The organism is Pseudoxanthomonas suwonensis (assembly GCF_000972865.1).
Classification (GTDB): Bacteria; Pseudomonadota; Gammaproteobacteria; order Xanthomonadales; family Xanthomonadaceae; genus Pseudoxanthomonas; species Pseudoxanthomonas suwonensis_B.
Map to the genome: position 1 here is coordinate 71989 of NZ_CP011144.1, position 17800 is coordinate 89788.

At 69.4% G+C, this 17800-nt stretch carries 17 protein-coding genes; 9 read left to right on the forward strand and 8 right to left on the reverse strand.

The genetic code is table 11. The annotated features are described in order from the left end of the window. The first annotated feature begins 94 nt into the window (after positions 1-94). Genes WQ53_RS00295 through WQ53_RS00305 form a run of 3 tightly spaced genes read left to right on the forward strand, consistent with a single transcriptional unit; the run spans position 95 to position 4354 of the window. Positions 95-724, forward strand: a complete 630-nt coding sequence (locus tag WQ53_RS00295) for a TetR/AcrR family transcriptional regulator (RefSeq protein ID WP_052633788.1) — start codon at positions 95-97, stop codon at positions 722-724. A gap of 28 nt (positions 725-752) precedes the next feature. After that, positions 753-3125 (forward strand): 3-hydroxyacyl-CoA dehydrogenase/enoyl-CoA hydratase family protein, encoded by a 2373-nt coding sequence (locus WQ53_RS00300; RefSeq protein WP_052629484.1) that lies wholly within the window; start codon positions 753-755, stop codon positions 3123-3125. 23 nt (positions 3126-3148) lie between these two features. Next, positions 3149-4354 (forward strand): acetyl-CoA C-acyltransferase, encoded by a 1206-nt coding sequence (locus WQ53_RS00305; RefSeq protein WP_052629485.1) that lies wholly within the window; start codon positions 3149-3151, stop codon positions 4352-4354. Positions 4355-4449: 95 nt separating this feature from the next. Here WQ53_RS00305 and galU read toward each other — a convergent pair whose 3' ends face one another. The 8 genes from galU to cmk form a co-directional block, all read right to left on the reverse strand. Then, on the reverse strand, positions 4450-5352 hold the full coding sequence (galU, locus tag WQ53_RS00310; RefSeq protein ID WP_052629486.1) for a UTP--glucose-1-phosphate uridylyltransferase GalU: 903 nt from the start codon (positions 5350-5352) through the stop codon (positions 4450-4452). Next, positions 5349-7262, reverse strand: coding sequence for a polysaccharide biosynthesis protein (locus WQ53_RS00315; protein WP_052629487.1), 1914 nt, complete (start codon positions 7260-7262; stop codon positions 5349-5351). The genes galU and WQ53_RS00315 overlap by 4 nt, the downstream gene beginning before the upstream one ends. Positions 7263-7272: 10 nt before the next feature. Then, positions 7273-8250, reverse strand: a complete 978-nt coding sequence (locus WQ53_RS00320; RefSeq protein WP_082112773.1) for a glycosyl transferase — start codon at positions 8248-8250, stop codon at positions 7273-7275. Then, positions 8250-9428: a lipopolysaccharide assembly protein LapB gene (gene lapB / locus WQ53_RS00325; RefSeq protein WP_052629488.1), complete on the reverse strand. Its 1179-nt coding sequence runs from the start codon at positions 9426-9428 to the stop codon at positions 8250-8252. Before lapB ends, WQ53_RS00320 begins: the two co-directional genes overlap by 1 nt. 4 nt (positions 9429-9432) lie before the next feature. Then, the gene (locus WQ53_RS00330) at positions 9433-9729 is read right to left on the reverse strand and encodes a hypothetical protein (protein ID WP_052629489.1); all 297 of its coding nucleotides are present in this window, start codon (positions 9727-9729) and stop codon (positions 9433-9435) included. A gap of 62 nt (positions 9730-9791) precedes the next feature. Beyond that, the gene (locus WQ53_RS00335; RefSeq protein WP_052629490.1) at positions 9792-10106 is read right to left on the reverse strand and encodes an integration host factor subunit beta; all 315 of its coding nucleotides are present in this window, start codon (positions 10104-10106) and stop codon (positions 9792-9794) included. 92 nt (positions 10107-10198) lie between these two features. After that, on the reverse strand, positions 10199-11887 hold the full coding sequence (gene rpsA, locus WQ53_RS00340) for a 30S ribosomal protein S1 (RefSeq protein WP_052629491.1): 1689 nt from the start codon (positions 11885-11887) through the stop codon (positions 10199-10201). 175 nt (positions 11888-12062) lie between these two features. Then, complete coding sequence (gene cmk, locus WQ53_RS00345; RefSeq protein ID WP_052629492.1) at positions 12063-12740, reverse strand: (d)CMP kinase; 678 nt, start codon at positions 12738-12740, stop codon at positions 12063-12065. A gap of 174 nt (positions 12741-12914) precedes the next feature. Here cmk and ykgO point away from each other — a divergent pair, with 174 nt between their 5' ends. The 6 genes from ykgO (at position 12915) to WQ53_RS00375 (ending at position 17766) form a co-directional block, all read left to right on the forward strand. Continuing rightward, positions 12915-13040 (forward strand): type B 50S ribosomal protein L36, encoded by a 126-nt coding sequence (gene ykgO / locus WQ53_RS00350; protein WP_010342887.1) that lies wholly within the window; start codon positions 12915-12917, stop codon positions 13038-13040. A gap of 209 nt (positions 13041-13249) precedes the next feature. Further along, on the forward strand, positions 13250-13579 hold the full coding sequence (locus tag WQ53_RS00355; protein WP_052629493.1) for a hypothetical protein: 330 nt from the start codon (positions 13250-13252) through the stop codon (positions 13577-13579). A 142-nt stretch (positions 13580-13721) separates the two neighbouring features. Next, positions 13722-14753 carry an agmatine deiminase family protein gene (locus WQ53_RS00360; RefSeq protein WP_052629494.1) on the forward strand — a complete coding sequence of 344 codons (1032 nt, stop codon included), beginning with the start codon at positions 13722-13724 and terminating at the stop codon, positions 14751-14753. A gap of 361 nt (positions 14754-15114) precedes the next feature. After that, positions 15115-15999 carry a carbon-nitrogen hydrolase gene (locus tag WQ53_RS00365; RefSeq protein WP_052629495.1) on the forward strand — a complete coding sequence of 295 codons (885 nt, stop codon included), beginning with the start codon at positions 15115-15117 and terminating at the stop codon, positions 15997-15999. Between the two features lie 11 nt (positions 16000-16010). Further along, complete coding sequence (locus tag WQ53_RS00370; RefSeq protein ID WP_052633790.1) at positions 16011-16541, forward strand: GNAT family N-acetyltransferase; 531 nt, start codon at positions 16011-16013, stop codon at positions 16539-16541. Continuing rightward, positions 16531-17766 carry a TraB/GumN family protein gene (locus WQ53_RS00375; RefSeq protein ID WP_052629496.1) on the forward strand — a complete coding sequence of 412 codons (1236 nt, stop codon included), beginning with the start codon at positions 16531-16533 and terminating at the stop codon, positions 17764-17766. Before WQ53_RS00370 ends, WQ53_RS00375 begins: the two co-directional genes overlap by 11 nt. The last annotated feature ends 34 nt before the right edge of the window (positions 17767-17800 follow it).

Genomic DNA, 17800 nt, shown 5'->3' on the forward strand with positions numbered 1-17800 from the left:
GGCTCGCGCACTCCTTCATGCTGCACTGCAAAATGACCCGGCCGGAGTGTCGGCCTAGGATAAAACAATCGTTTGATTAATCCGGATGCAGGGCATGGGCAGGCCAGCACACTTCTCCACCAAGGACCGGATCCTCGGCGCGGCCGAGGAACTGTTCGCCCAGCACGGGTTCGCCGGCACCTCGCTGCGCCAGGTCACCAGCCTGGCGGCGGTCAATATCGCCGCGGTCAACTACCACTTCGGCTCCAAGGAAAACCTGGTCAACGAGGTCTTCCGCCGGCGCATGGACGAGATGACCGCCCAGCGCCTGCAGCAGCTGGAAGCGGCGCTGCGCGACCACCCCGGCGAACTCGAACCGGTCCTGGCCGCGTTCATCGAGCCGGCCCTGGCCCTGGCCCAGGACCGCAACGGCGGCGCGTCCTTCGTCCGGGTGATCGCCCGCGCCTATGCCGAACACAACGAAAGCCTGCGCAAGTTCCTGTCCGACCACTACGGCCACGTGCTGCGCGAGTTCGGCAAGGCCCTGTCCGCCTGCCTGCCGGGGCTGGACAAGGAAACGCTGTACTGGCGCCTGGACTTCCTGGCCGGCGCCCTGACCTACGCCATGTCCGACTTCGGCCTGATCAAGCGGCCGGCCGGCGCCAGCGAGGCCACCCACCGCGCCCGCGCGGCGCGCGAACTGATCCGTTTCGCTGCCGCGGGCCTCCAAACCCCGGCCAAGTAACCACTGTCACTTCAATAGGTTGAAAGACATGTCTGAGAAACTGCTTGTACGCCGTGCCGCGGTCCTGGGCGCCGGCGTCATGGGCGCGCAGATCGCCGCCCACCTGACCAACGCGGGCGTGGACACCGTCCTGTTCGACCTGGCCGCCAAGGAGGGTCCGGCCGACGGCGTGGTGCTCAAGGCCCTCGCCCACCTGGGCAAGCTCAGCCCCGCCCCGCTGGCCGGCAAGTCCCTGGCCGAGGCGATCACCCCGGCCAACTACGACACCGGGCTGGAGCAGCTCAAGGACTGCGACCTGATCATCGAGGCGATCGCCGAGCGGATGGACTGGAAGCAGGACCTGTACAGGAAGATCGCCCCGTTCGTGGCCGACCACGCGGTGCTGGCCTCCAACACCTCCGGCCTGGGCGTCAACAGGCTGGCCGAGGTACTGCCCGAGCAGCTGCGCCACCGCTTTTGCGGCGTGCACTTCTTCAACCCGCCGCGCTACATGCACCTGGCCGAGCTGATCCCCGCCAGGACCACCGACAAGGCCGTGCTGGAAGGTCTGGAGACATTCCTGACCACCCAGCTCGGCAAGGGCGTGGTCTACGCCAAGGACACTCCGAACTTCATCGGCAACCGGATCGGCGTGTTCTCGATCCTGTCGGTAATCCACCACACCCGCCAGTTCGGCCTGGGCTTCGACGAGGTCGACGCGCTGACCGGGCCGCTGGTCGGCCGGCCGAAGTCGGCCACCTACCGCACCTCCGACGTGGTCGGCCTGGACACCATGGCCCACGTCATCAAGACCATGGCCGACACCCTGCCGAACGATCCGTGGCACAGCTACTTCCAGTCGCCGGACTGGCTGGCCGCGCTGGTCGGCAAGGGCGCGCTGGGCCAGAAGGCCGGCGCCGGCATCTTCCGCAAGGTCGGCAAGGACATCGTGGTCCTGGATCTCGAGAAGCAGGACTACCGGGCCGCCGACCGCAAGGCCGCCGACGAGGTGGTCGAGATCCTCAAGATCAGGAACCCCGCCGAGAAGTTCGCCAGGCTGCGCGAGAGCGCGCACCCGCAGGCTCAGTTCCTGTGGGCCGCGTTCCGCGACCTGTTCCACTACAGCGCCTACCACCTGGCCGACATCGCGCAGACCGCGCGCGACGTGGACCTGGCGATCCGCTGGGGCTACGGCTGGTCGCTGGGCCCGTTCGAGACCTGGCAGGCCGCCGGCTGGAAGCAGGTGGCGCAGTGGATCGCCGACGACATCGCCGCCGGCAAGACCATGAGCGATGCGCCGCTGCCGGCCTGGGTGCTGGACGGCCGCGACGACGTGCATGCCGCCGAGGGCAGCTACAGCCCGGCGCAGGATGCGCTGGTGCCGCGTTCCTCCCTGCCCGTCTACCGGCGCCAGCGTTTCCCCGATCCGCTGCTGGGCGAGCGGTTCGACCCGGGCCAGACCGTGTTCGAGAACGACGGCGTGCGCCTGTGGCACGACGGCGACGGCATCGCGGTGGTCTCGTTCAAGACCAAGATGAACACCGTGTCCGACCAGGTGCTCGACGGGCTGCAGGAGGCGATCGCGATCGCCGAACGCGACTTCCAGGGCCTGGTGATCTGGCAGCAGAAGGAACCGTTCTCCGCAGGCGCCGACCTGGCCGGCGCCCTGGGCCTGCTGCAGGCCGGCAAGGTCGACGCGTTCGAGGCGATGGTCGCCAACTTCCAGCGCACCAGCCAGCGGATCAAGTACGCACTGGTGCCGGTGGTCGCGGCGGTGCGCGGCCTGGCGCTGGGCGGCGGCTGCGAATTCCAGATGCACGCCGCGCGCACCGTGGCCCACCTGGAGAGCTACATCGGCCTGGTCGAGGCCGGCGTGGGCCTGCTGCCGGCGGGCGGCGGCCTGAAGGAACTGGCGGTGCGCGCCTCGCGCGCGGCCGGTCCGGGCGGCGACGTGTTCGCCGAGCTGAAGAAGACCTTCGAGGCGGTGGCCATGGCCAAGGTCTCGGCCTCGGCGCTGGAAGCCAAGGAACTGGGCCTGCTGCGCGCGGACGACACGATCGTGTTCAACGCCTTCGAACTGCTGCACGTGGCCAAGGCGCAGGCGCGCGCGCTGGCCGAGGCCGGCTACCGGCCGCCGCTGCCGGCGCGTCGGGTGCAGGTCGCCGGCGACGTCGGCGTCGCCACCTTCCGCATGCTGCTGGTGAACATGCTCGAGGGCCGCTTCATCAGCCCGTACGACGACGAGATCGCCACGCGCATCGCCACGGTGCTGTGCGGTGGCGAGGTCGACCGCGGCGCGCTGGTCGACGAGGAATGGCTGATCGGGCTCGAAAGGAAGCATTTCGTCGAGCTGGCCCAGCAGGAGAAGACCCAGGCCCGCATCGGCCACATGCTCAAGACCGGCAAGCCGCTGCGCAACTGAGCGACGAACGAGGACATACGAACATGAGCAAGCAAGTACAGGACGCCTACATCGTCGCCGCCACCCGCACCCCGGTCGGCAAGGCGCCCAAGGGCGTGTTCCGCAACACCCGTCCGGACGACATGCTGGCCCACGTGCTCAAGGCCGTGGTCGCGCAGGCGCCAGGCATCGACGTGGGCCGCATCGACGACGCGGTCATCGGCTGCGCCATGCCCGAGGGCGAGCAGGGCATGAACGTGGCCCGCATCGGCGTGCTGCTGGCCGGCCTGCCCGACACCGTCGCCGCGCAGACCATCAACCGCTTCTGCTCCTCCGGCCTGCAGGCCGTGGCCCTGGCCGCCGACCAGATCCGCCTGGGCAACGCCGACCTGATGCTGGCAGGCGGCACCGAGTCGATGTCGATGGTGCCGATGATGGGCAACAAGGTCGCCCTGTCGCCGTCGGTCTTCCGCGACGACCACGTCGCCATCGCCTACGGCATGGGCATCACCGCCGAGAAGGTCGCCGAGGAATGGAAGGTCTCGCGCGAGGAGCAGGACGCCTTCGCGGTGGCCTCGCACCAGAAGGCGCTGGCCGCGATTGCCGCCGGCGAATTCAGCTCGGAGATCACGCCCTACGAAGTGCTCTCGCACCTGCCCGACCTGGCCGGCAACACCGTCCAGCTGCGGAAGAAGCGGGTCGACACCGACGAAGGCCCGCGTCCGGATACCTCGCTGGAAGGCCTGGCCAGGCTGCGACCGGTGTTCCGCAACGGCCAGTTCGGCGGCAGCGTCACCGCCGGCAACTCCTCGCAGATGAGCGACGGCGCCGGCGCGGTGCTGCTGGCCTCCGAGCAGGCGATCAAGGATTACGGCCTGACTCCCCTCGCCCGCTTCGTCAGCTTCTCGGTGGCCGGGGTGCGTCCGGAGGTGATGGGCATCGGCCCGATCGCGGCGATCCCGAAGGCGCTGAAGCAGGCCGGCCTGTCCAGGGACCAGCTGGACTGGATCGAGCTCAACGAGGCCTTCGCCGCGCAGGCGCTGGCGGTGATCCGCGACAGCCAGCTGGACCCGGCCAAGGTCAACCCGCTGGGCGGCGCCATCGCCCTGGGCCATCCGCTGGGCGCCACCGGCGCGATCCGCACCGCGACCCTGGTCCATGGCCTGCGCCGCAGGCAGCAGAAGTACGGCATGGTCACCATGTGTATTGGTACTGGCATGGGCGCGGCGGGGATCTTCGAGGCGCTCTGAGCCCGGACCGGCAGGTGCGGTAGACGAAGACGGCGCCCTCTAGGCGCCGTCTCCGTTCACTGCCTTGCATACGCCGACCGGGGCGGCCTCCCAGCTCACTCCTGGTCCCTGACGCCCAGTTCGCCCAGGGCGCGCTGCATCATGTCGCGCGCCGGATCGCTGAGCTTCTCGTGGTCCAGCGCGTAGCGGATCGTGGCCTCGATCAGGCCGATGTGGGTGCCGCAGTCGAAGCGCGTGCCCTGGAAGCGGTAGGCGTGCACCGGCTGCTCGGCCAGCAGCGCGGCGATGGCGTCGGTGAGCTGGATCTCCCCGCCCGTGCCGGGCGTGGTCGCCTCGAGCAGGGCGAAGATGCGCGGGCTCAACACGTAGCGGCCGACCACCGCCAGGTTGCTCGGCGCCGACTCCGGCCTCGGTTTCTCGACGATGGCGTTGATCCGCCCCTGCCTGCCGTCGAAGGCCTCGGTGGCGACGATGCCGTAGCTGCCGGTCGCCTCGCGGGGCACGTCCTGGATCGCGATCATGCTGGCGCCGGAGGCTTCGGCCGCGTCGGCCATCTGCTTGAGCGCGCCCGGGCCGCGGTTCCAGATCAGGTCGTCGGGCAGCAGGACGGCGAAAGGCTCGTCGCCGATGACCTCCTTCGCGCACAGCACTGCATGGCCCAGTCCCAGCGCCTCGGCCTGGGTGACGAAGATCGCGCGCACGCCCTCGGGGAGCACATGCCGGACCAGTTCGAGCTGCTCGGTCTTGCCCGCCCGCTCGAGCTTCTGCTCCAGTTCGTAGGCCTTGTCGAAATAGTCGGCGACCGCGTGCTTGTAGCGGTTGGTGATGAACACCAGGGTGTCGCAACCGGCCTCGATCGCCTCGTCTACCGCGTACTGGATCAGCGGCCGGTCGATGATCGGCAGCATCTCCTTGGGGACGGTCTTGGTGGCGGGGAGAAAACGGGTACCGAGCCCCGCGACGGGGAAAACAGCCTTCCTGATCCTTCTGGACGTCATTGTGTCGATCGTGCCTCGCGCGCGGGAAACTGAACCACGACAGCGCTCGTTTCGGGCACTTCGGCCAGTTCCGCAGGGATGAATTCGGGGATCAATTCGCGCAGTACGTGGCGAAGTCCCGTTTCATCATAGCGTGCCACGGCGTCGCGCATGCGCTCCACGCCCGCCCTGACCTGCTCGGTCGAGGATTCGCGGGCGCCTGCCTCCAGGATCTTGGAATGCGAGGTCGGCCGGTAGTGCTCGTCCGCGTAGAACAGCGTCTCGTGCAGCTTCTCGCCGGGCCGCAGCCCGGTGTAGACGACGGCGATGTCGCGTCCCGGCTGCTTGCCGGCCAGCCGGATCATCTGCTCGGCCAACAGCCGGATCGGCACGGGCTCGCCCATGTCCAGGGTGTAGATGGCCGCATGCGAACCGGAGGCGGCCGCCTGCACGATCAGCTGGCAGGCCTCCGGGATGGTCATGAAGTAGCGGGTAACCTCCGGATCGGTCACCGTCACCGGCCCGCCCTTGCGGATCTGCTCGCGGAACAGTGGCACCACGCTGCCGGCCGAGTCGAGCACGTTGCCGAAGCGCACGGTGACGAAGCGGGTGCCGTGGATCTTGGCGTCCAGCGACTGGGCGATCATCTCGGCGAAGCGCTTGGTCGCACCGAGCACGTTGGCCGGATCCACCGCCTTGTCGGTGGAAATGAACACGAACGTGCCCACGCCGTTCTCGCCGCACAGCCGGCCGACCGTATCGGTGGACAGCACGTTGTTGCGCACGGCCTCGCGCAGCTGGGTCTCGAGCAGCGGCACCTGCTTGTAGGCGGCGGCATGGAACACCGCGTCCGGCTGCCCCAGGCGCAACGCATGCGCCGTCACCGCCGGATCGCCGCAGTCGCCCAGGACCGCATCGATCTCCAGGTCGGGGAAGGCTCGCATCAGGTCGCCGTGGATGGTGATCAGCGCCAGTTCGTCGATTTCCAGCAGCACCAGCCGGCGCGCGCCGTGGCGCGCGCATTGCCGGCACAGTTCCGAGCCGATCGAACCGCCGGCGCCGGTCACCATCACGGTACGCCCGCCCAGCCAGCCACGGATCAGCTTCCAGTCCGGGGTGACGGGCTTGCGCCCGAGCAGATCCTCGATCGCCACTTCCTTGAGCTCGCCGGGCAGTGCCTGCCCCTCGAGCACGTCGGTCAGCCGCGGCACGGTGCGGAACGGCAGTCCGGTGCGCTCGCAGATCGCCATCACCCGCTGCATCCCGGCGGCGTCCAGCGACGGCATCGCGATGACCAGCATGCCTGCCGCGGTCTCCTTCGCCACCTTCACCGCGTCCTCCAGCCGGCCCAGCACCGCCAGGCCGTGCAGGCGCGATCCGCGCAGCCGCGGCGCGTCGTCGAGGAAGCCGACCGGCTCATAGGCGCCGGAACGGCGCAGGTCGCGGACCAGCGCCTCGCCGGCGCGCCCGGCGCCGAGCACCAGGACGCGGCGCGTCGCCATACCGCGCTGCCTGACATGGTGATCCTTCCAGACGCGGTACAGCAGGCGCGGCATGCCGAGCAGCACGGTGAGCGCGAACGGGTACACCACCAGTACCGTCCGCGGTACCGACTCGAGCCGGTTGTAGACGGCCAGTCCCAGGGCGATGGCCAGCAGGCCGAAAATGCCCGCCTTCAGGATGTTCCACAGGTCCGGCACGCTGGCGAAGCGCCACAGGCCGCGGTACAGCCCCACCCGCCAGAACACCAGACCCTGCGCCACCAGCACCAGGGCGATCGTCGGCGAGAACTCCATCCACTGGTAGCCCTCGTGCCGGCTGGCGTAGCGCAGCACGTGGATCAGCTGCCAGCAGACATAGACCATGACCAGGTCGTGGGCCACGACCGCGATGCGGGTCATGACGGCTGTCGAGCTTGTTCCGTGGTTCATTCGTGCCCTTTCAAATCCCTTTCCCTGGGAAGAGGCGCCGACGCAAGCGGAGCCAGCCAAGGAGCGCGACAGTGAACCAGGCCGCCATGCCCCCCCCTACGAGCCATGGCGTGGCTCTCTCCAAAAACAGCGCAAGGATAATAGTGGTGATGCTGAATGCAGCGTAGACGGAGGTTACGAATGCGTGACTGCGTCCCGCTTTTACCCAGCGCTGGTAGAGGTGCGAGGTATGCGGTTGCCACCAGCGCTCGCCGGCCAGCATGCGCGAACCCAGTGTCAACGTCGCGTCAACCAGGAACGCCGATAGCGGCAGCAGCAGTACCAGCGCGTACGGCAAGCCCTTCGCCGGCGCGCCCCAGGCGACCAGGGCGGCCAGTGCGTAGCCGAGGGTGCCGCTGCCGACATCGCCGAGGAAGATCCGGGCCCGGGGGAAATTGAAGGGAAGGAAGCCGGCCGCGGCCGCCGCCAGGGCGAGCGCGCCATAGGCCGTGTCGGGCACCAGCAAGGCCAAGGCCGCGGCGGCCAGCAACGCCTGGGTGGTGGCCAGTCCGTCTATCCCGTCCATGAAGTTCCAGACGTTGACCAGCACCGGGACCAGGCCGGCAGCCAGCAGGGCCCAGCCCCAGCGTCCGTCGACACCATGCAGTCCCCACGCGAGCAGGATCCCGGCCAGGCACTGCACGGCCAGCCTCGACCAGGGCGACAGCGGCCGGTGGTCATCCACCCAACCGATGCCCGCGACCAGCAGCAGCCCCCCGGCAAAGCACAACACCGGCATGGCCGCCACTCCGACCCACAATGCGGCCAGGCAGCCGGCCAGCAGTGCGGCGGTAATGCCGATCCCGCCGCCCCGCGGCGTGGGCACGGCATGGCTGCGGCGTTCGCCGGGCTGGTCGACGAGGTTGCGGCGTCGGGCATAGGCCAGCGCCAGCCACGTCGCCACCACCGACACCCCCGCAAGGAGTGCCAGCCAGGCCACCATCGCCATCAGACGACCGCGTAGTTGAGCAGCGGCTTCACCGTCCCCCACTCCTTGCAGCTGGGGCATTGCCAGTGGTGGGTGCGCGCGCCGAAACCGCAGCGGGTGCAGCGGTAGCTCGGATTGCGCACCAGCAACTGGTCGGTGATGTGCTTGAGGTCGTGCAGGGTCGCGGTGCTGTCGGCGCCCACCGCCAGGGTGAGGTCGATCAGCGCGGCCTCGCCACGGACCGAGGGCCGGTCCTTGAGCTGCCGCCCGAGATAGTCGCGGGCCGCCCTCGCCCCCTCCTGCCCTTCGATCAGCCGGGTCAACGCCAGCACCGGGGCGATGCCGCGGTAGTGCTCGCTCATCTCGGCCAGGAAGGCGCGCGCGCCGGCGTTGTCACCGACCTCGCCATAGCAGGCCAGCAGGCTGGGCAGGAATTCGGGCAGGTAATCGGGATCGTGGCGCGCGGCGCGCTCGAAGGCGCGGATCGCGCCCTCCGGGTTGCGCGCGTCGGCCTCGATCCGGCCTTCGAGGATGCCCGCGCGCACGCAGGTCGCGTCGGCCTGGTAGGCGCGGGCGATCGCGGCGCGGGCGCCGCCGAGGTCGCCGTTGGCGCGGTGGCGCTCGGCCAGTTCGCACTCGAACTGCGCCACCAGCTTGCCCATGGGCTCGCCAGCCACTTCCTCGTAACGGGCGGCGTTGTCGATCGCCCGCTCCCAGTCGCGCTCGGCCTGGTAGATGCCGATCAGGTGCCGCAGCGCCTGCGGTGCGCGCTCGTCGATCCTGGCCAGGTCGGTGAACACGGTCTCGGCGCGGTCCAGCAGGCCGGACTTCATGTAGTCCTCGCCCAGCGCGAGCAGCGCCTGGACCCGCTGCTGGTCGCTGAGGTCGTTGCGCTGGACCAGGCCCTGGTGCAGGCGGATCGCGCGGTCGACCTCGCCGCGGCGCCGGAACAGGTGGCCGAGTGCCACCTGGGTCTCGAAGGTTTCCTTGTCCAGCTCGGCGATGTGCAGGAACAGCTCGATCGCCTTGTCCGGCTGCTCGTTGAGCAGGTAGTTCAGGCCACGGAAGTAGGTGCTGGACAGGCGGCTGACCTGGGTGTCGCCGTGGCGCTGGCCGCCGCGCCGCCCCACCACCCAGCCGGTCAGGGCAGCCAGCGGCAGCAGCAGGAAGAACCAGAACCACTCGTTGAGGAATTCCATGGACTCAGGTTCCCTGGTAGGGCGGCCGTGGGCTTTCCGGGGCCGCCGGAGCGGTCGTCGCGTCGGCGGCGGGCCGGCTGGCACGACGCAGGCGCGCCTGCAGCGGCAGCACGGTGGTCGCCATGACGATGCCGCCCCCCAGCAGGACCCCTGCCAGCAGCGACACCATGACCGCGATGCCGGTCGTGGTAACGACTTCGACGATGCCGAAGTCGAGGACGATCCGCTGCGGATTGAGCGAACCGACCACCAGGCCGGCAGCCAGGAACGCGGCCAGCAGCAACAGACGAAGAATGGTCATGTCCCGACTCCTGCGAACGTCGGGGAAAGCTTAACGGACCGGAGTGCGGCCGACGAGACCGGTCAGGCGCCGTCTTCGGCCGAGGCCGGGGCCGGCAGCACGTCGCTGACCTTCTCGCGCAGTTCCTTGCCCGGCTTGAAGTGGGGCACGTGCTTGCCCGGCAGGGCGACCGAATCGCCGGTCTTGGGGTTGCGTCCCAGCCGCGGCGGGCGGTAATGCAGGGAAAAACTGCCGAAACCGCGGATCTCGATCCGCTCGCCGGACGCGAGCGCGCCGCCCATCATTTCCAGCAGCGACTTGACGGCGAGGTCCACGTCCTCGGCCTTCAGGTGCGACTGGCGGCGGGCCAGGATCTCGATCAGTTCGGACTTGGTCATCTCAGGCTTGGCTGGATGCGGGTTGACAGGCCACGGCGGCCCGGGGATCCCGGGCCGCCGTGGTGGCTGTGGCTTCTACACCATGTAGCTTCTTACTCGGACTTGCCGCCCAGCTGCGCGCGCAGCAGCGCGCCCAGGCTGGTGGTGCCGGCGGCGGCTTCGGCGGCGGACTTGTTGTACTCGGCCAGCGCCTCGGCGGTCTCGGCTTCGTCCTTGGCCTTGATCGACAGCTGCAGGCTGCGGCCCTTGCGGTCCATGCCCACGAACTTGGCCTCGACCTTGTCGCCGACCTTCAGGTGCTGGCTGGCGTCGTCCACGCGGTCGTGGCTGATGTCGCGCGCCGAGACGTAGCCCTCGATGCCGTCGGCCAGCTCGATCGTGGCGCCCTTGGCATCCACTTCCTTGACCGTGCCCTCGACCTTCGAGCCCTTCGGGTGGGCGGCCATGTACTGGCCGAACGGATCCTGCTCCATCTGCTTCAGGCCCAGGCTGATGCGCTCGCGTTCCGGATCGACCGCCAGCACGACCGCGTCCAGCGTGTCGCCCTTCTTGTAGTTGCGCAGGATGTCCTCGCCGGTGGTGTTCCAGCTGATGTCGGACAGATGGATCAGGCCGTCGATGCCGCCGTCCAGGCCGATGAAGATGCCGAAGTCGGTGATCGACTTGATCTGGCCGGACACCTTGTCGTTCTTCTTGTGGATCGCGGCGAAGGTCTCCCACGGATTGGCGGCGACCTGCTTCATGCCCAGCGAGATGCGGCGGCGCTCCTCGTCCACGTCCAGGACCATGACCTCGACCTCGTCGCCGACCTGCACCACCTTGGACGGATTGACGTTCTTGTTGGTCCAGTCCATCTCGGACACGTGCACCAGGCCCTCGACGCCCGGCTCGATTTCGACGAACGCGCCGTAGTCGGTGACGTTGGAGACCTTGCCGAACACGCGGCTGTTGGCCGGGTAGCGGCGGGCGATGTTGTCCCACGGATCCTCGCCCAGCTGCTTCAGGCCCAGCGAGACGCGGTTGCGCTCGCGGTCGAACTTCAGCACGCGCACGTCCAGCTCGTCGCCGACGTTGACCACCTCGGACGGATGGCGCACGCGCTTCCAGGCCATGTCGGTGATGTGCAGCAGGCCGTCGATGCCGCCCAGGTCCACGAACGCGCCGTAGTCGGTCAGGTTCTTGACCACGCCCTTCAGCACGGCGCCTTCCTGCAGCTTCTCCATCAGCTGCTCGCGCTCCTCGGAGTGCTCGCTCTCGACCACCGCGCGGCGGGAGACGACCACGTTGTTGCGCTTGCGGTCCAGCTTGATGAGCTTGAACTCCAGCTCCTTGCCTTCCAGGTAGGCCGGGTCGCGCACGGGGCGCACATCGACCAGCGAACCGGGCAGGAACGCGCGGACGTCCTTGATGTCGACGGTGAAACCACCCTTGACCTTGCCGCTGATGCGGCCGGTGATGGTCTCGTTCTTCTCGAGGGCTTCCTCCAGCTCGTCCCACACCATCGCGCGCTTGGCCTTCTCGCGCGACAGCACGGTCTCGCCAAAGCCGTTCTCGATGGAGTCGAGCGCGACCTTGACCTGGTCGCCCACGCCCACGTCGATCTCGCCGGCGTCATTCCGGAACTGCTCGATCGGCACGATGCCTTCGGACTTCAGGCCGGCGTTGATCACCACGACATCGCCGCGGACTTCCACGACGGTGCCGACGACGATCGCGCCCGGCTTCAGCTTGGCCAGGTTGGCCTGGCTCTGTTCGAACAGTTCGGCAAAAGATTCGGTCATTGTTGAATACTCGGTTGAACACACGGACGGATGCGCGCATGACCGCGTCCCGCCCCCCTGATCGGCCCGCGAGGGCCTTGTGTGGTTGATTGGAAAAACCGCCGCGGACGATCCACGGCGGAGCCTTGGCGCGGGTGCGCCACCTGCGGCGTTCGATCCGGCCGGGGTCGGCCGGTCAGTCGGCGCGCGCCGGCACCAGGGCCAGCACGCGGTCGACGACCTCGTCGATGGACAGGCCGGTGGTGTCGAGGAGAACGGCGTCGTCGGCCGGCTTCAACGGTGCCACCGTGCGCTGGGCATCACGGGCGTCGCGGGACAGGATCTCCCGCAGCAGACCGTCAAATGTAACCGAAACCCCTTTTTCCTTCAACTGGTTATGGCGCCTGCGGGCGCGCTCTTCGGCGCTGGCGGTCAGGAACACCTTGGTCGGAGCGTCCGGGAAGATGACCGTGCCCATGTCACGGCCGTCGGCCACCAGGCCGGGCGGCAGGCGGTAGGCGCGCTGCCGCTCCTTCAGGGCGGCCCGGACCTCCGGGATGGCTGCGATCGCCGAGGCCAGGGTGCCGGTGGTCTCCAGCCGCAGTTCCTCCGTGGCGTCGGTACCGTTGACAAAAACCCGCAAACTGCCGCCATCTTCCTCGAACCGGACCTCGGTATCGAAGGTGCAGCGAACCAGCGCCGCCGGGTCGGACAGGTCCAGGTCGGCCCAGCTGGCCGCCACCCCCACTGCCCGGTACAGTGCCCCCGAATCCAGGTAGTGCCAGCCCAGGCGCGAGGCCACAAAGCGGCTGACCGTGCCCTTGCCGGCGCCGGACGGACCATCGATGGTGAGCACCGGGACAGGGGTCGACATGGAGGCTCCGCGGGGGTCTGGGCGGCGGATTGTAGCCCGGTCACCCCGCCCCGCCCGGCGCCGGACCGCAAGCACTTGAAACTGAAAAGGAAAGCCGGCTAGAATGGCGGGCTTGTTTGCACGCCTTGGCCAGATCGGCCCTGGCATCCCATCCGTCGTCCTCCGAGGTGTGTCATGAAAGTCCTGTCCTCCCTGAAGTCGGCGAAGGCCCGTCACCGCGACTGCAAGGTGGTCCGCCGCCGCGGAAAGGTCTTCGTGATCTGCAAGTCCAACCCGCGCTTCAAGGCCCGCCAGCGCTGAAGCCGGCAGGCGCCCGGCCATGCCGGTGCGCGGTGTGACGCGAAGGCCGCAGCGATGCGGCCTTCCGCGTTTCCGGGGCCCGGGTCGGGCGCGCGGATGTTGACGCCGGCCCCACTTGGCACGCGCGCTTCTGCTTACAATCAGCCGGTCGTCCATCCAGCCTGCGTCCACGGCCGCCCGCGGCCATCCATCACGGGGAGAGCACCGCCATGAAGCACCGCCCGAACACCCTGATCCTGCTGGCCCTGCTCGCCGTGTGCGGCGGCGCCCAGGCTGACACCCTGCTGGTCGACCGCGCCAACCAGAAGGCCGCCGTCGCCACCCCCGCGCGCGGCCTGACCATGACCGAGGTCGAGGCCCGCTTCGGCGCCCCGCGGGAGAAGCTGGATCCGCGCGGCGGCCAGAAGCGGCAGTGGCCGACGATCAACCGCTGGGTCTATCCCGAGTTCATCGTCTACTTCGAGAAGAACAAGGTGATCGACGTGGTCGCGCACAAGGCCGGTCCCAACGAGGTCGGTCCGAAGCCGCCGATTCGTTGATGCGAGTCCCTCGCAGGAACCTGCACATCCATGTGCGGGGGTTCAAACGTGCGAATCCCTCGCAAGAGCCCGCGCGTGGATGTGCGGGGAACCAAAGGAAAAGCCCGGGCTTCGGCCCGGCGTGGTTGAGTACCTCCCTGGAATGACCGAGAACCTGCGCTTCCCCGCGGAATGGGAACCCCAGTCCGCGATCCTCATCGCCTGGCCGCATGCCGGCACCGACTGGGCCGGGCGCCTGGCCGAGGTCGAGGAGACCTACATCGCCCTGGTCGCCGCCATCACCCGCTTCCAGGACGCCTGGATCTGCGTGGCCGACGATGACCTGCAGACCTATGCCGAGGCGCGCCTGCGCTCGGCGCGGGTGGACATGGCGAAGGTGCGCTTCATCCCCTTCGACTATGACGACACCTGGCTGCGCGATTCCGGCCCGGTCACCCTGCGCGAGGGCCAGGGTTTCCGCGTGCTCGACTTCCGCTTCACCGCCTGGGGCGGCAAGTTCGAGGCCGGGCGCGACGACCAACTGGTCGAAGCGCTCGCCGCACAAGGCCTGTTCGGGCACGCCACGCGCCAGCGCATCGACTTCGCCCTGGAAGGTGGCGGCATCGAGACCGACGGCGCCGGCACCCTGTTGACCACCCGGCATTGCCTGCACGAGCGGCACCCGGGCGCCAGCCGCACCGAACTGGACGCGAAGCTGCGCGGCTGGCTGGCCCAGGACCGCGTGCTGTGGCTCGACCACGGCTACCTGGAGGGCGACGACACCGACGCCCACATCGACACCCTGGCGCGCTTCGCGCCGGACGACGCGATCGTGTTCCAGGCCTGCGACGACCCGGCCGACAGCCACTACGCCGAGTTGCAGGCGATGGCCGCGGAGATCGCCGCGCTGCGCACCGCCGATGGCCGGCCATACCGGCTGTTCCCGCTGCCGTGGCCGGCACCGATCCTCGACGGGGACCGCCGCCTGGCCGCTTCTTACGCCAACTTCCTCATCGTCAATGGCGCAGTGCTGATGCCGGCCTACGGGGACCCCGCCGACGACGAGGCCGCGGCCGTGCTGGCCGAAGCCTTCCCCGGCCGCGAAATCGTGCAGGTGCCCTGCCGCCCGCTGATCTGGCAGAACGGCAGCCTGCACTGCATCACCATGCAGCTGCCGCGCGGGCTCGCGGCCTAGGCTTCGATTCCGGTCCGCAGTCCGGCCCTGGTCCGCATCCCTCCGGATCCCTCCGGCAACAGGCTCGACCCCGTTGCATCCCGTCGTCCCGGCACATGCCAGGACCCAGTGGCTCTCCGCGACTTCCAATCCCTTGCAGCGGCAAAGGCCGCGACAAGCGAAAATCGCTGGATCCCGGCGTGCGCCGGGACGACGGGTGACGGGTCGGATGTACGTGGGACAGCGAGCATCGGGCGGCACGCAATCGATCCCGATCCCCGGGCGCCTGTCGGATGCGAACGCACGCCCCGCAGACGGCTTTTCAGGCCCGGTGCAACCGCATCGGGTTACCATCCCTGATCCCTACCGACACGCCCCGCCGATGAGCCGCAAGACCCTTACCGTCGCCCTGGTCCAGGAGCGCAACCACGGCGACGCCGCGGCCAACCTGGCCGCGATCGAGTCGCGGGTGGCCGAGGCCGCCGCGCAGGGCGCGCAGCTGGTGCTGCTGCAGGAGCTGCACAACGGCGCCTATTTCTGCCAGCACGAGTCGGTGTGCGAATTCGACCTGGCCGAACCGATCCCCGGGCCGAGCACCGAACGCCTCGGCGCACTGGCGAAGAAGCACGGCGTGGTCATCGTCGGCTCGCTGTTCGAGCGCCGCGCCGCCGGCCTGTACCACAACACCGCGGTGGTGCTGGAGAAGGACGGCACCCTGCTGGGCAGGTACCGCAAGATGCACATCCCCGACGACCCGGGCTTCTACGAGAAGTTCTACTTCACCCCGGGCGACCTGGGCTTCCAGCCGGTCGACACCTCGGTCGGCCGCCTCGGCGTGCTGGTGTGCTGGGACCAGTGGTACCCGGAAGCGGCGCGGCTGATGGCGCTGGCCGGCGCGGAAATGCTGCTCTACCCCACCGCGATCGGCTGGGACCCGGACGACGTGCTGGACGAGCAGAACCGCCAGCGCGACGCCTGGGTGCTCAGCCACCGCGGCCACGCCGTGGCCAACGGCGTGCCGGTGCTGTCGTGCAACCGGGTCGGCCACGAGCCGTCGCCGCTCGGTGCGTCGGGCATCCGCTTCTGGGGCAACAGCCACGTGCTCGGCCCGCAGGGCGAGTTCATCGCCGAAGCCGGCGGCGAGCCGACCGTGCTGGTCTGCGAGGTCGACCTGCAGCGCAGCGAGCACGTGCGCCGGATCTGGCCATTCCTGCGCGACCGCCGGATCGACGCCTACGGCGACCTGCTCAAGCGCTACATCGATTGAAGGCCGTACACGTGCCGCTCACCGTCCGCGACGCCGCGCCGGCCGACGTGCCTGCGATCACCGCGATCTACGCCGCCGAAGTCCGCGACCACGTCAACACCTACGAATACGACGTTCCCGACGAGGCCGAGATGGAACGGCGCATGGGCGCCGCGCTCGACGCCGGCTATCCCTACCTGGTCGCCGAGGATGAGGCGGGCGTGGCCGGCTATGCCTACGCCGGCAGCTACCGCACCCGCATCGGCTACCGCCTGACCGTGGAGAACTCGGTGTACGTGGCCGCCGGCCGCCAGGGCCGCGGGATCGGCGCGGCGCTGCTGGAGCGGCTGATCGCCGACTGCGAGGCGCGCGGCTTCCGGCAGATGATCGCGGTCATCGGCGAGCCGGCCAACACCGCCTCGATCCGCCTGCACGAGAAGTTCGGCTTCCGCCTGGTCGGCATCTTCCGCGGCATCGCCTGGAAGCACGACCGCTGGCTGGACACGGTGCAGATGCAGCGCGAACTGGGCGCCGGCAGCGGCGAGCCCCCCCATGACCGATGAGACCATGACCCCGACCGAATCCCCCGCCAGCGGCACCGATCCGCTGCACGGCCAGCCGCACCAGATCGTCGAGCGCGATGGCGTGCGCTACACCCTGCTGGGTACGGCGCACATCTCCCAGGCCAGCATCGACGCGGTGTGCGCGGCCATCGACAGCGGCGGCTACGACGCGGTGGCGGTCGAACTCGACCCCGGCCGCCTGCACTCGCTGACCGACCCGGACGCGCTGGCGCGGATGGATATCGTCAAGGTCCTGCGCGACGGCAAGACCCACCTGTTTGCCGCCAACCTGGCGCTGGCCGCCTACCAGCGCCGGCTGGCCGAGCAGCTCGGCGTCGAGCCTGGTGCCGAACTGAAGGCCGCCGTGCACGAGGCGCGCGCGCGCGACCTGCCGGTGCACCTGATCGACCGCGAGGTCGGGCTGACCTTCCGCCGCGCGATGCAGCGCCTGGGCTGGTGGGGCCGCGCCAAGACCGGCGCCGGCATCCTGCTGGCGATGGTCGGCGACGAGGAGATCGGCGAAGACGACATCGAGAAGCTCAAGCGCGGCGACGTGCTCGAATCCAGCTTCGGCGAATTCGCCGCGCACAGCCCGGCGCTGTACGAGAGCGTGATCGCCGAGCGCGACCGCTACATGGCGGCGAACCTGCGCGACACCGGCCGCGGCGCGCGCGAGGTGCTGGCGGTGGTCGGCGCCGGCCACCTGCCCGGCCTGGCCCGGCACCTGCGGGAGGACACCGCCGCGCCGGCCGCGGTGCGCGCCGAACTGGAGGCGGTGGAGATCCGCAAGAGCTTCCCGTGGTTCACCCTGGCGCTGACCGTGTTCGTGATCGGCGGCTTCGTCTGGGGCTTCTGGCAGGGCGGGCTGGACGTGGGCTCGGACCTGATCGTGCAGTGGGTACTGGCCACCGGCCTGCTCGGCGCGCTCGGCTGCGCCATCGCCGGCGGGCACCCGCTCAGCATCGTCGCCGCGTTCCTCGCCTCGCCGCTGACCCCGCTGCATCCGGCGCTGGCCTCCGGCACGATCAGCGCGCTGGTCGAGGCCACCCTGCGCAAGCCGACCTACGCCGACTTCATGGCCCTGCGCGACGACGTGCAGACGGTGAAGGGCTGGTGGCGGAACGGCGTGGCGCGGATCCTGCTCAACTTCTTCCTGACCAGCCTGGGTACCGCGATCGGCGTGTGGACCGGCGGGCTGCGCATGCTGGGACGCTTGGTGGGCTGATCCGTCGCCCCGGCGCAGGCCGGGGTCCAGTGCC